This is a genomic window from Mesorhizobium sp. B3-1-8, assembly GCF_006439495.1.
Taxonomy (GTDB): domain Bacteria; phylum Pseudomonadota; class Alphaproteobacteria; order Rhizobiales; family Rhizobiaceae; genus Mesorhizobium.
The window spans coordinates 191,690-205,487 of sequence record NZ_VFTK01000007.1; the positions used below are offsets into that span (position 1 = coordinate 191,690).

Annotated in this window: 10 protein-coding genes; 7 read left to right on the top strand and 3 right to left on the bottom strand. The window is 62.5% G+C overall.

Annotation, left to right across the window (positions count from 1 at the left end; all coding sequences use genetic code 11):
• Positions 1–162 precede the first annotated feature (162 nt).
• Positions 163–993, bottom strand: coding sequence for a UDP-2,3-diacylglucosamine diphosphatase (locus FJ424_RS09255; protein WP_140648087.1), 831 nt, complete (start codon positions 991–993; stop codon positions 163–165).
• A 121-nt stretch (positions 994–1,114) separates the two neighbouring features.
• Between FJ424_RS09255 and FJ424_RS09260 the strand changes: the two genes are divergently transcribed.
• The gene (locus tag FJ424_RS09260) at positions 1,115–1,894 is read left to right on the top strand and encodes an SDR family oxidoreductase (RefSeq protein ID WP_140652937.1); all 780 of its coding nucleotides are present in this window, start codon (positions 1,115–1,117) and stop codon (positions 1,892–1,894) included.
• Between the two features lie 162 nt (positions 1,895–2,056).
• Positions 2,057–4,381, top strand: a complete 2,325-nt coding sequence (locus FJ424_RS09265; protein WP_140652935.1) for an NADP-dependent malic enzyme — start codon at positions 2,057–2,059, stop codon at positions 4,379–4,381.
• A 17-nt stretch (positions 4,382–4,398) separates the two neighbouring features.
• On the opposite strand, the gene FJ424_RS34295 is transcribed toward FJ424_RS09265, so the two are convergent.
• Positions 4,399–4,545, bottom strand: a complete 147-nt coding sequence (locus FJ424_RS34295) for a DUF1287 domain-containing protein (RefSeq protein ID WP_140653160.1) — start codon at positions 4,543–4,545, stop codon at positions 4,399–4,401.
• 303 nt (positions 4,546–4,848) lie between these two features.
• On the opposite strand from FJ424_RS34295, the gene FJ424_RS09275 reads away from it, so the two are divergent.
• On the top strand, positions 4,849–6,075 hold the full coding sequence (locus FJ424_RS09275) for a DUF2865 domain-containing protein (protein ID WP_140652933.1): 1,227 nt from the start codon (positions 4,849–4,851) through the stop codon (positions 6,073–6,075).
• Here FJ424_RS09275 and gltX read toward each other — a convergent pair.
• Positions 5,993–7,366, bottom strand: coding sequence for a glutamate--tRNA ligase (gene gltX, locus FJ424_RS09280; RefSeq protein WP_140652931.1), 1,374 nt, complete (start codon positions 7,364–7,366; stop codon positions 5,993–5,995). The two genes, FJ424_RS09275 and gltX, sit on opposite strands and share 83 nt — an antisense overlap.
• Positions 7,367–8,080: 714 nt before the next feature.
• On the opposite strand from gltX, the gene FJ424_RS09285 reads away from it, so the two are divergent.
• The 4 genes from FJ424_RS09285 to FJ424_RS09300 all read left to right on the top strand — a co-directional run bounded on the left by FJ424_RS09285 (position 8,081) and on the right by FJ424_RS09300 (position 13,671).
• A complete protein-coding gene (locus FJ424_RS09285; RefSeq protein ID WP_140652929.1) occupies positions 8,081–11,857 on the top strand; it encodes a vitamin B12-dependent ribonucleotide reductase in 3,777 nt (1,258 codons plus the stop codon).
• A gap of 78 nt (positions 11,858–11,935) precedes the next feature.
• A complete protein-coding gene (locus FJ424_RS09290; protein ID WP_140652927.1) occupies positions 11,936–12,301 on the top strand; it encodes a helix-turn-helix transcriptional regulator in 366 nt (121 codons plus the stop codon).
• Entirely contained in the window at positions 12,298–12,903 is a 606-nt protein-coding gene (locus tag FJ424_RS09295) for an ImmA/IrrE family metallo-endopeptidase (RefSeq protein ID WP_140652925.1), read from the top strand. Before FJ424_RS09290 ends, FJ424_RS09295 begins: the two co-directional genes overlap by 4 nt.
• Positions 12,904–13,299: 396 nt before the next feature.
• Positions 13,300–13,671: a VOC family protein gene (locus tag FJ424_RS09300; RefSeq protein ID WP_140652923.1), complete on the top strand. Its 372-nt coding sequence runs from the start codon at positions 13,300–13,302 to the stop codon at positions 13,669–13,671.
• The last annotated feature ends 127 nt before the right edge of the window (positions 13,672–13,798 follow it).

Sequence of the window (13,798 nt, forward strand, 5' to 3'; positions counted from 1 at the left end):
ACGTGTCTCGATCCCTAACATGAGGCAAAGCGCGGCGGAACTGGCTGGAACAATCGATCAAGAGCAAAGCTGTTGACGGACGGGGCCTGGGGGCGAGCGCGGCTCGCGCCCCATGTCAGCGCGACCAGGGAAGCAGGCAGAACCGCGAAAAGGCAGCTGCATTCAAGCCGCCTGAGCCGCCCTGCCTTTCAGGTCGATGATGTCGACTGGCACCAGCACGTCGCTGCCTGCCGTGGTCTCAGGTAGGACATGCGCCCAAGTCAGGATCTCCATGCGGCCATCGAAATGCTCGACCACCGCCGTGCAGCTTTCCACCCAGTCGCCGGTGTTGATGTATTGCACGTCGCCATAGCTTTCGATCGCCGCGTGATGGATGTGGCCGCAGATCACGCCGTCGACATGCGAGCGCCGTGCCTCTTCTGAAAGCACGGTCTGGAACGAGCCGATGAAGTTCACCGCCTTCTTGACCTTGACCTTCGCCCATGACGAGAACGACCAGTAAGGCAGGCCGAGCAGGTGGCGCAGCTTGGTCACCACCCGATTGATCACCATCGCCGTGTCATAGGCATAGTCGCCGAGATAGGCGAGCCAGCGCTGGTTGTGCACCACCGTGTCAAACTGGTCGCCGTGGATAACCAGCAGGCGCCGGCCGTCGGCGGTCTCGTGGATGGCACGGTCGGCAACGACGATTCCGCCGAAATGCACGCCCTGGAACTGGCGGGCGAACTCGTCGTGATTGCCGGCGATGTAGGTGATCGAAGCGCCCTTGCGCGCCTTGCGCAGCAGCTTCTGAACCACGTCGTTGTGACTCTGCGGCCAGTGCCAGCTGCGCCGCAGCCGCCAGCCGTCGACGATATCGCCGACCAGATAGATGATTTCGGCGTCGTGATAGCGCAGGAAGTCGATCAGGAAATCGGCCTTGGCCGCTTTCGAGCCGAGATGCACGTCGGAAATGAACAGGGCGCGGAAAGTGCGGGGCTCTGGGTCTGACATGACGATTTTACCCTTTGCTTTCGCGTGCCTATGCCCCGATTCATGCAACAACCGTATGACGGTTGCGGTTGGTCCAGCCCAGGCGCTAGCTTGCGCGCAAGTCAATCAGGAGAAAACCGTCATGGATCTCGGCATTCGCGGAAAGAAGGCCATCGTCTGCGCCTCGAGCAAGGGACTGGGGCGCGGCTGCGCCATTGCACTTGCCGAAGCCGGCGTCGATCTCGTCGTCAACGGCCGCAACGCCGAACTCTTGGCCAAGACCGCCAAGGACATCCGCGACCGGTTCGGCGTCAAGGTCATCGAAGTTGCCGGCGACGTGTCGAAGCCGGACGTGCAGAAAGCGATACTCGCCGCCTGCCCCGATCCCGACATCCTCGTCAACAACAATGGCGGCCCGCCGCTGCGCGATTTTCGCGAGCTCGACCGCACAAAGATCCTCGAGGGCGTTACGCAGAACATGGTCACGCCGATCGAACTCGTCCAGGCGGTGATCGACGGCATGGCCAAGCGCGGCTTCGGCCGCATCGTCAACATCACCTCGCTGTCGGTCTATGTGCCGATCCCCGGCCTCGACCTGTCGTCCGGCGCGCGCGCCGGCCTGACCTCGTTCCTCGCCGGCGTGGCGCGCACGGTGATCGACCGCAACGTCACCATCAACAGCCTCTTGCCCGGCAAGCTCGATACCGACCGGCTGCGCGGCCCGCATGAGGCCGGCACCGAGGAAGATCCGGCCGCGGCCGCCGCGCGCAAGGCCCGCATCAGCGCCGACGTGCCAGCAAAACGTCTCGGCACGCCGGAGGAATTCGGTCAGATCTGCGCCTTCCTCTGCTCCGTCCATGCCGGCTACCTCACCGGCCAGAACATCCCGGTCGACGGCGGTCTCTACGTCAGCGCGTTTTGACCGCCGCCAATCCAATACGCCTGAGGCTTCCGAGCCAACCGTCTGGAATCGGTTGATTATTTTTGCTCCGGCATTGTGAAGGCCGGGGTCCGCGATTTGCCGTCGCGAAAACTCGTCGGCGCATGCTAAAAGGCTCCAAATCAGGAACAGAGGGAGGGCCGGATGGACGGCGAGAGCAAGAAAACGGCCCGGTCGGACCTCGACGAGGCCGCCCTCTTCTTCCACAAGCACCCGACGCCGGGAAAGCTCGAAATCCAGGCGACGAAGCCGCTCGGCAACCAACGGGATCTCGCGCTTGCCTATTCGCCGGGCGTCGCCGCGCCCTGTCTCGAGATCCGCGACGATCCGGCAACCGCCGCCGACTACACCGCGCGCGCCAACCTCGTCGGCGTCGTTTCCAATGGCTCCGCCGTGCTTGGGCTCGGCAATATCGGTCCGCTCGCCTCCAAGCCGGTGATGGAAGGCAAGGCGGTGCTGTTCAAGAAATTCGCCGGCATCGACGTCTTCGACATCGAGATCGACGCGCCGGAGATCGACCGCATGGTCGAGACCGTCGCGGCGCTCGAACCGACCTTCGGCGGCATCAACCTCGAGGACATCAAGGCGCCCGAATGTTTCGAAGTCGAGGAGCGGCTGAAAGCCCGCATGGGCATCCCGGTCTTCCACGACGACCAGCACGGCACCGCGATCATCGTTGCAGCCGCGGTGCTCAATGGGCTGGAACTGGCCGGCAAGGCAATCTCCGACATCAAGATCGTCACCTCCGGCGCGGGTGCCGCAGCGCTTGCCTGCCTCAACCTTTTGGTCTCGCTTGGCGCCAGGGTCGAAAACATCTGGGTCACCGACCGTTTCGGCGTCGCCCACAAGGGTCGCGTCGAGGAGATGGATCGCTGGAAAGACCCGTATGTGAAGGATACCGAGGCGCGCACGCTGGCCGACGTCATCCCCGGCGCCGACGTCTTCCTCGGCCTTTCCGCCGCCGGCGTGCTGAAGCCGGAGTTGCTGCAGCATATGGCGCCGAAGCCGCTGATCCTGGCTTTGGCCAACCCTAATCCCGAGATCATGCCGGAAGCGGCAAGAGCCGCGCGACCGGACGCCATGATCTGCACCGGGCGCTCGGATTTTCCCAATCAAGTCAACAACGTGCTCTGCTTTCCTTACATCTTCCGCGGCGCGCTCGATTGCGGCGCCAGCGCCATCAACGAGGAGATGAAGATGGCGGCGGTCCGCGCCATCGCCGCCCTTGCGCGCGAGGAGCCATCGGATGTCGCGGCGCGCGCCTATTCCGGTGAGACGCCGATGTTCGGCCCCGATTTCCTGATTCCCTCACCCTTCGATCCGCGCCTCATCCTGCGCATCGCGCCGGCGGTGGCCAAGGCTGCCTGCGACACCGGCGTCGCGACGCGACCGATCGCCGACTTCGCCGCCTATATCGACAAGCTCAACCGCTTCGTCTTCCGCTCCGGCCTGGTGATGAAGCCGGTGTTCTCCTCGGCCAAGGCTTCAAGCGCCAAGCGTGTCATCTATGCCGACGGCGAGGACGAGCGCGTGCTGCGCGCGGCGCAGGTGGTGCTGGAGGAAGGCATCGCCGAACCGACCCTGATCGGCCGCCCGCATGTGGTGGAGGTCAGGCTGAAACGCTACGGTCTGCGCATCCGGCCGGGCGTCGATTTCGCGCTGATCAACCCGGAGGACGATCCGCGCTATCGCCACTATGTCGACCTCCTGATCGAGCTGGCCGGCCGCCGCGGCGTGACGACGGAAGCCGCCCGCACCATGGTGCGTACCGACAACACGGTGATCGCGGCCCTGGCATTGAAGCGCGGCGACGCGGACGCCATGGTCTGCGGCCTCGAAGGCCGCTTCGAGCGGCATCTGCGCAATGTCACGCTGATCATCGGGCCGCGCGCCGGCATCAAGGATCATGACCTGTCGACGCTGTCGATGCTGATCTCGCAGCGCGGCATCGTCTTCCTCACCGACACACATGTCTCGGTCGACCCGACCGCGGAGGAGATCGCCGAAATGACGGTGCTGGCGGCGGAGGAAATCCAGCGCTTCGGCATCGAGCCGAAGGCAGCGCTTCTGTCGCATTCGGATTTCGGCTCGCGCGATTCCCCGAGCGCGCTGAAGATGCGCCGCGCGGCGGAAATCCTCGGCCGCATCGCGCCCGGCTTGCAGTGCGACGGCGAAATGCATGCCGATACAGCACTTTCGGAGCATCTGCGCCAGCGCGTCTATCCGCATTCCAGGCTGAAGGGCGAAGCCAATCTGCTGGTCTTCCCGAACCTCGATTCGGCCAACATCACGCTGACGGCGCTGCGCGCCATGATGGACGCGCTGCATGTCGGTCCGATCCTGCTCGGCACGGACAAGCCCGCGCATATATTGACGCCGTCGGTGACCTCGCGCGGCGTCGTCAACATGACCGCGCTCGCCGTGGTCGAGGCGGCGCACAAGGCGCAGGCGGTGGTCGATCTGGGTTAGGGTGTGTTGAGGCCTCCCTAGGCAGGCGCGAAGCGGAAATGTCCCGTCCGCCTGAAAACAAAGAGCGTGTCCTCCTCGCGGGCGCCCCGGCCGATATTGTGGATGACCAGCGGCCGTTCCGGTGCCTCGGCCGAGCGGCGTGGCGATCTTCGCCATCGCCTCAGGCGTGGCTTTGCTGGCCATCGCGTACGGCACGGCCAGGAACAGAAGGCCGAGCTGCAGCGCGCTTCGACGGGTAATCGGGATCATGCACGGCCCCTCTCTTGCAAGCCGAATTCGCGCAATTGGTCCCGCGCGAAAGCGTCTTTTTTAGGCTCTCACCGTTTGCGGCCGGCGACGGAAGGTTGTGTTTCCGGTTGAAAACGTTTCGCGCCGAATTGTCCTTGAGCTCGGTGGCTCCGACTCTGGCATAGTCGATTAACCACGGCAGCGTAGCTTCGGGTCGAACAGGCGATTTGGGGTTTCGGATGAAAGGCGCGGGGTTGAAGCTGACCCACCTGATGGCGCTGCTTGCAGCGCTTGCAGGCTCGGTCGTCGCCGTGACCGAGTCCGAGGCGGCCCCGCGCGCTTGCAGGCAGCTCGAAGCCGAACTCGCCGCGACACGCGGTGACGGCGGACGGCCGGACATCGTGCGCAAATATGACGATGCCATCCAGCGCCAGCGCGAGCAGCTTGCCAAGGCCCGGAGCCGGGCGGGCGACGCCAATTGCGGCTTCACGCTGTTTTCGCGCAATGTCAGCCAATGCGCCGCAATCAATGCCTCGATCCAGCGCATGAACGCCAACCTCGACACATTGCAGGCCAAGCGCGAGCGGCTGGCCGCCGGTGGCACGCGGCGCGACCGCAGCCGTATCCTCGCGGCGCTCGACGCCAATGGCTGCCGCGACGACGAGATCGCGCCGCGCCGCGCCCCGCTTCGGGAGGCGGCCCGCGACAATGGCGGCGGCAATCTGTTCGAGCAGCTTTTCGGCCGCCAGGACCAGCAGCTCGAAACGCCCGACGCCCCCGATATGCCGGACTCGGAGGTGCCTTCCGATGATCCCGGCGAGCGCAACATCCGCCGCGTCATCAACCAGCCGGACGGCATGGACCTGCCGCGACTGGGCGGCGAGTTCCACACCATGTGCGTGCGCACCTGCGACGGCTATTTCTTCCCGATGTCCAACGCGGCTTCCATCGGCGACTTCGAGCGCGACCAGAAGAATTGCGAATCGAGCTGCCCGGGCACCGAAATGCAGGTCTTCTATTCGCGTGGAATGGACGACGACTCTGGCTCGATGACCTCGTCGGCGACCGGTCAACCCTACAGCGAGCTGCCGACCGCCTATCTCTACAAGCAGGCCAATTATTCACGGCCGCCGACCTGCGGCTGCAACGCGCAAGCCGGCAACTTCACGATCATCGGCGGCAACCCGCCCAACCCCGAACAGTCGCAGCCCGACGGCGAGGCAGCGCCCTTCATTCCCGTGCCGGCGTCCAAGCCGGATCCCGGCGCTGATCCGGAAACGCTCGCCAATGCCGAGGGCGGGCTGGACCAGGCTGCGATCAAGAGGCTGACCACCAAGGTGCCGGTGTCGCCGGTCTCGGCGCTGCCGCCGGATCAGCGCAAGGTCAGGGTCGTCGGGCCAGCGTTCCTTCCCGACCCATCAGCGGCAATAGATCTGAAAGCTCCGGCCCCGAAGTCCGCCCGGTAAGGGCGAGCCTCAGCGGCATGAACAGCGGCTTGCCCTTGCGCCCGGTTGCTTCCCTGATCTTGCCGGTCCAGTCCTTCCACACCGTACCGTTCCACGGTTCCTCCGGCAAAAGCTCGAAAGCCAGATTGAGGAAATCACGGTCCTCGCCGGAAAACTCGGCCGGCTCCTGCGGGCCCTCGCTCAGGATTCGCCACCAGGCGACCGCGTCCGACAGGCGATCGAGATTGCCGCGCACGGCCATCCAGAACGGCTCGGCCTTGTCGCCGGAAATGCCCAGCACCATCAGCCGGTCGCGCGCTTCCTCGAACGGCATATGATGGATCAGCGCGCGGTTGAGCACGAAGAGCTCGTCCGGGTCGAATTTGGAGGCGGACTTGGACGTCGCCGCCGGGTCGAAATGGCCGGCAAGCTCGTTGAGATCATGCGCGGCGGTGACATTTTCCGACGTGCCGACCAGCACCGCCAGCGAAGCCACCGCCATCGGCTCGATGCCGTCCTCGCGCAGGCTTTCGATCGACAGCGCGCCGGTGCGCTTCGACAGCCCCTCGCCCGACACGGTGGTGAGCAGATTGTGGTGGCCGAAGACCGGCGGCTCGGCGCCGAGCGCCTTGAAGATGGCGATCTGCACGCCGGTGTTGGTGACGTGGTCGTCGCCGCGAATGACGTGGCTGACGCCCATATCGATGTCGTCGACCACCGAAGGCAGCGTGTAGAGATAAGTGCCGTCCTCGCGCACCAGGACGGGATCCGACAGCGAAGCGAGGTCGACGGTCTCCTCGCCGCGGACCAGGTCATTCCAATGCACGTCGGTGCGCTCCGGCTGCAGCGGATCGCTGGTGAAGTTGGGCAGCAGGAAACGCCAATGCGGCCGGCGGCCATCCGACTGGTATTCGCCCACCTGCTCCGGCGTCAGCGTCAGCGCCTCGCGGCCATAGACCGGCGGCAGGCCGCGCGTGCGGCGCACCTTGCGGCGCAGGTCGAGTTCTTCAGGCGTTTCGTAGCAGGCATAGAGCACCCGCGCCGCCTTCAGCCGCTCGACCGCAGCGTCATAAATCTCGAAGCGACGCGACTGGTACTCGGTGACATCCGGGAAGATGCCCAGCCAATGCAGGTCGTACAGGATGGAATCGGCATATTCCTGCTTCGAGCGGGCAATGTCGGTGTCGTCGAAGCGCTGGATGAAACGGCCCTTGTTGTTCATGGCGAAAAGCCAATTGAACAGCGCGGTGCGCGCATTGCCGATATGGATGCGGCCGGTCGGCGATGGGGCAAAACGTACAGTAACTGTCATGAGCGGGGCGTAGCGGATGCTTTTGGTGTTGACAAGGCGCGCCCCCGCGCGAACGCAACAGATAGTGCAAGCCAGCTAAAATGAAAAGCCGACGGCCCGACACGGCTTCGCGGCAGACTGATAAACCGCGTCAAGTGCCTGCGAACCCAAGCTTCCTATGTCCCCGTTATCCACATATGTGACACACAAGATGTTGGGGTCACAAAAGCTACAAAAACGAATCCTTGACGGGTCGGAACGAGTCGCTTTTTATAGGCCATGCGCTCCTGTTGCGGGCGCGACCGGAGAGTTTCGAGCCCGGTCTTTTTTCCCGGATTTTGTGCGTTTTGCCCGGATTTCCGCCTGTTCACGAGGCCGGCGGAGGCGTGGGGATCCTTTAGGGCTTGGGTGGGCGAAAGGGAGAATTGTCGGTCTGGAAAAAATGATGTGTTAACACTATATTTAGTGTTTGCAGGCAGGCTCGACGCTAGATAGTGTGAACCTCCCTCTACGGAGGGAATCGACAAAAGTTTCAGTTTAGGGACCCGCGAGGGTCGGCCTGCAGCCCGGGCGGATGCTTGGGAAAGCGTCTTGCTGTCTGCGTGCCGGCACTTGCGACGAGGAGAGTGCCGGCGCTGCTTGCAGTGCCGGCAAACGGCGGACTGCGCTTTTCGCCATGTGGGGCAGCAATCCCTGGGGAAAAGCGCTATATATAGACACAAAGGAACGGGACCAATGCGCATCGAGCGTCGCTTCACCAAGCCAGATCAGTCTGCCTATGCGGAGATCGAATTCCGCAAGGCTTTGTCGGAGATCAAGAATCCCGACGGCTCGGTGGTGTTTCGCCTGGACAATATCGATGTGCCGGCGCAGTTCAGCCAGGTCGCGGCCGACATCCTGGCGCAGAAATATTTCCGCAAGGCCGGCGTGCCGGCGCGCCTGAAGAAGGTCGAGGAGAACGACGTCCCCTCCTTCCTGTGGCGCTCGGTGGCCGACGAGGCTGAGCTCGCCAAGCTGCCCGAGGCTGAGCGCTATGGTTCGGAAACCGACGCCCGTCAGGTCTTTGATCGCCTCGCCGGCACCTGGACCTATTGGGGTTACAAGGGCGGCTACTTCAAATCCGAGGATGACGCGCGCGCTTTCCGCGACGAGCTCGCCTATATGCTCGCCACACAGCGCGTCGCGCCGAACTCGCCGCAGTGGTTCAACACCGGCCTGCACTGGGCCTACGGCATCGACGGCCCGAGCCAGGGCCACTTCTATGTCGACCCCTTCACCGGCAAGCTGACCAAGTCGAAGTCCTCCTACGAGCATCCGCAGCCGCATGCCTGCTTCATCCAAGGCGTGCAGGACGATCTCGTCAACGAGGGCGGCATCATGGATTTGTGGGTGCGCGAGGCGCGCCTGTTCAAATACGGCTCCGGCACCGGCTCGAACTTCTCGATGTTGCGCGGCGAAGGCGAAAAGCTGTCCGGCGGCGGCCGCTCGTCCGGCCTGATGAGCTTCCTCAAGATCGGCGACCGCGCGGCGGGCGCCATCAAGTCGGGCGGCACGACGCGCCGTGCGGCGAAAATGGTCATCGTCGACGCCGACCACCCGGATATCGAGGACTTCATCGACTGGAAGGTCAACGAAGAGCAGAAGGTCGCCTCGCTGGTGACCGGCTCCAAGATCGTCAAGAAGCATCTCGAAGCCATCATGAAGGCCTGCGTCAATTGCGAAGGCCATGGCGACGACTGCTTCGATCCGGCTTTGAACACCGCGCTGAAGCGCGAGATCAAGGCGGCCAAGAAGGACGCCGTGCCGGAGAACTACATCTACCGCGTCATCCAGTTCGCCAAGCAAGGCTACACCTCGATGTCGTTCAAGACCTACGACACCGACTGGGATTCGGACGCCTATCTCACCGTCTCCGGCCAGAACTCCAACAACTCGGTGTCGCTGAAGGACAATTTCCTGCGCGCCGTCGAGGCCGATGGCGACTGGCAGCTTACCGCCCGCAAGGACGGCAAGGTGCTGAAGACGCTGAAGGCGCGCGACCTGTGGGAAAAGATCGGCTACGCCGCCTGGGCTTCCGCCGATCCGGGCCTGCACTTCAACACGACGATGAACGACTGGCACACCTGCGCCTCCGCCGGTGCGATCCGGGCCTCCAACCCGTGCTCGGAATACATGTTCCTCGACGACACGGCCTGCAACCTCGCCTCGATCAACCTTTTGCCCTACCGCCGCGAAGACGGCACGATCGACATCGCCGCTTACGAGCATACCGTTCGCCTGTGGACTGTCGTGCTCGAAATCTCGGTGATGATGGCGCAGTTCCCGTCCAAGGAAATCGCCAAGCTCTCTTACGAATACCGCACGCTCGGCCTCGGCTACGCCAATATCGGCGGCCTGCTGATGACCTCGGGCATCCCTTACGACTCCGACGAGGGCCGCGCCATCTGTGCAGCGCTTACCGCCATCATGACCGGCGTTGCCTATTCGACTTCGGCCGAGATGGCCGCCGAGCTCGGCGCCTTCCCGGACTATGACCGCAACGCACAGAACATGCTGCGCGTCATGCGCAATCACCGCCGCGCCGCTTACGGCGACAAGGACGGCTACGAGAAGCTCGCCGTCAACCCGGTGCCGCTGGTTGCCTCCGACCTTAAGCAGCAGGCTTTGGCCGAGCATGCCCGCGCCGCCTGGGACCGCGCCATCGAGCTCGGTGAGGAGCATGGCTACCGCAACGCGCAGGCGACTGTCATCGCGCCGACCGGCACGATCGGTCTCGTCATGGATTGCGACACCACCGGCATCGAGCCCGACTTCGCACTGGTGAAATTCAAGAAGCTCGCCGGCGGCGGCTATTTCAAGATCATCAACCGCGCTGTGCCGGAAGCGCTGCGCACGCTGGGCTACTCCGAAAGCCAGATCGCCGAGATCGAGGCCTATGCGGTCGGCCACGGCAACCTCAACCAGGCGCCCGGCATCAACCCGTCCTCGCTCAAGGCCAAGGGCTTCAGCGACGAGAAGATCGCGGCGCTGAATGCGGCGCTGAAGTCGGCCTTCGACATCAAGTTCGTGTTCAACCAGTGGACGCTCGGCGCCGACTGGGTGAAGGAGACGCTCGGCTTCACCGACGAGCAGCTCGGCGACATCTCCTTCGAGATGCTGCCCGCGCTCGGCTTCTCGAAGAAGGACATCGACGCCGCCAACATTCATGTCTGCGGTGCCATGACGCTGGAAGGCGCGCCCTTCCTCAAGGCCGAGCATCTGCCGGTGTTCGATTGCGCGAGCCCCTGCGGCAAGATCGGCAAGCGCTCGCTCTCGATCAACAGCCACATCCTGATGATGGCGGCGGCGCAGCCCTTCATCTCGGGCGCTATCTCCAAGACCATCAACATGCCGAACGAGGCGACGGTCGAGGACGCCAAGAACGCCTATATGCTGTCCTGGAAGCTGGCGCTGAAGGCGAACGCGCTTTATCGCGATGGCTCGAAGCTGTCGCAGCCGCTCAATGCCTCGCTGCTCGCCGACGGCGAGGACGACGAGGACGAGGTGGTCGAGCAGCTGATCGCCGCGCCCGCCGCGCAGCGCGCCGTGCAGGTGACGGAAAAGATCGTCGAGCGCGTCATCGAGCGGCTCTACCGCGACCGCGAAAAACTGCCGAACCGCCGCAAGGGCTACACGCAGAAGGCCGTCGTCGGCGGCCACAAGGTGTATCTCCGCACCGGCGAGTTTGACGACGGCCGCCTGGGCGAGATCTTCATCGACATGCACAAGGAAGGCGCCGCCTTCCGCGCCATGATGAACAATTTTGCCATCGCCATCTCGCTCGGCCTGCAATACGGCGTGCCGCTCGATGAATATGTCGAGGCCTTCACCTTCACCAAATTCGAGCCGGCCGGCATGGTGCAGGGCAATGACGCGATCAAGAACGCGACGTCGATCCTCGACTATGTGTTCCGCGAGCTCGCCGTCTCCTATCTCGGCCGCCACGACCTCGCCCATGTCGACCAGTCGGACTTCGACAAGACCGCGCTCGGCCGCGGCATCACCGAAGGCAAGGCGACGCCCTTCTCCAAGGGTCTCTATCGCGGCGCCTCGCCGGTGAAGCTGGTGTCAGCTGCTGGCTCAGACCCGAAGGGTTTCGGCGGCTCGGGGCCGTCGACCGCCCCTGCCCGCGCGGCGCCCACCGCCTTCTCAGGCTCCAACGTGCTGGCGCTGAAGCCGGCCAGCGACGAGGCCATCGCCTACAAGCGCGACTATGAGGAGCGCGCCAGGGAACTGGCCGAGGATATGGTGGAAGAGGAAGCCGAGGCCGCCGGCGGCACCGATGCACTCTTCACCGACGCCGCCGCCAACGAAGCCGCCGAGGCGAAGAAGCTCGCCGCAACAAGGCGCCAGCAGTCGCTGCTCCAGGGCTACACCGGCAACGAATGCTCCGAGTGCCACAACTTCACCATGGTCCGGAACGGCACCTGCGAGAAGTGCGACACGTGTGGTTCCACGAGCGGGTGCAGCTGAGAATTTTGGCCCGGCCTATGGCCGGGCTTTCTTTTGAAAAGAAATTTCACCTCCAGGTGAAAATATTGGGAGATAAGAATGCCTAATGAAAACCTGACCCCCTTTGGATCGGCATGCCGAGATATCCGCATCACCGCCAAGATGAGAATGATTGACCAAGCTAAGCAATTCTCTTGCTCTCCTTCATTCATTTCGTCAGTTGAAACGGGGGAGAAGCAACCCCCTGAAGGATATGTCCAGAAATTTTGCGATTGGCTCAGGTTGGACAATGTAACAAGAAAGCACTTGCAGCTTCTCGCAGATGCTAGGTCGAATGTAATTCGGTTTGTACCTGTAGATAGAGAGCGCGCGGCACTTGCCAGAAGACTATTCCGAACAATCAATAAGATGTCGCCGTCAGATATCAAAAAGCTAAATATGTCCCTTAATGGAGACGATAAATGAGTCACGACTACTATGTTCCGGCTAAGAGCCGTATCGATGTGGAGCAATCAGCTGCTGCTTGGCGGCAAGCACTTGGGGTCTCAATGGATTGCCAAGCGCCGGACATGGTAGGCTTACTGGAAAACGAAATACCCAAATTGTTTGGCCATTTCGCGCTCCTCGTTAAGCCCGATAGTGCGATGAAAGGTGCAGAAGGCTACACGGAATTTGCACCGCCAAAGATCGTCCTCTCGGAGAGTACATATATCGACGCTTCCAACTATGGCGGTCGAGGACGGTGGACCGCTGCTCATGAACTCGGGCATTTAGTCCAGCACGAGGCTGCCGTTCCAATGGAACGCGCGCCCGTCAAATATTCGAAAATGAAAGAGCTTCCGGCATTTGCGAGTGCGGAATGGCAAGCAAATGCATTTGCAGCGGCATTTCTGATGCCACAATGGCTAATTCGCGACTTCAAAAATATTTCGGAAGTGGTGGACTTTTTCTCGGTAAGCCGGAAAGCAGCGGAAATACGACTTGATCAGCTAAAGATTTCAGAGAAGCGAATCATTGTGCCCGAAATTCGTAGCACGATTGACACGTTCAAAGATGGAAAACACTGAAGCCGACTCCAAAGAGCCGGCTTCAGATACCGCGAAAAAGCCGAAGCCCACGCGGGGCGAAGAGGTTGATTTCCCTCTCCTGTAGCAAGGTCATTATAGGGGAACATCTTCCTTGGAGTCGAGATAGCTCCGGCGCATGACAGCTATGAGGAAGCGGATATGTCGAGCAAAGAGCGCAAAACCTTCGATGTTGGCCGAGACTCCAAATCCGGTCAGTTTGTTCCGGTCAAAGAGGCCGAACGCCGGCCTAACACGACCACTGTAGAGCGGGTCCCAAAACCCGGGTACGGTGACACAAGAAACGAGCCATCTCGGAAAAAATAGCCGAAAACTGCATATGGGTGGGTAGCCTGACAGCCGCCCACCCTCTCTGATACCTGACAAATCATGTAGCGTATGATCGACCACATCACCATCGAGGTGACCGACCTCGAACGGAGCAAGCTCTTCTACGAACAGGCTTTTGCGTTGTTGGGCTACAGCCTCGCCTTCGGCAAGGAAGGCATCTTCTGGGCCTTTGATGTCGGCAATGGCTGCCTGTTCGAGATCCAGAGCACGAGCGAGAAGCCGCCGCTCACCCATCTGCATGTCGCCTTCCGGGTGAAGAGCAAGGCCGAGGTCGATGCGTTCTACCGCGCGGCGCTCGATGCCGGCGCGGCGGACAATGGCGCGCCCGGGCCGCGTCCGGATTATGCGGAGCATTACTACGCCTGCTTCGTGCTCGATCCCGACGGCTACAACATCGAGGCGATGATCAACGAGGCATAGTGTGGCAGAGAACCCTCCGCTTCGTCATTCCAGGGCGGAGCAAGGAGCGCAGCGACGCGCGCAGACCCGAGGATTCATGCCGTGACCTTTATCGTAGGGCGCAACGGCGCAGAATTCTGAACCGTTG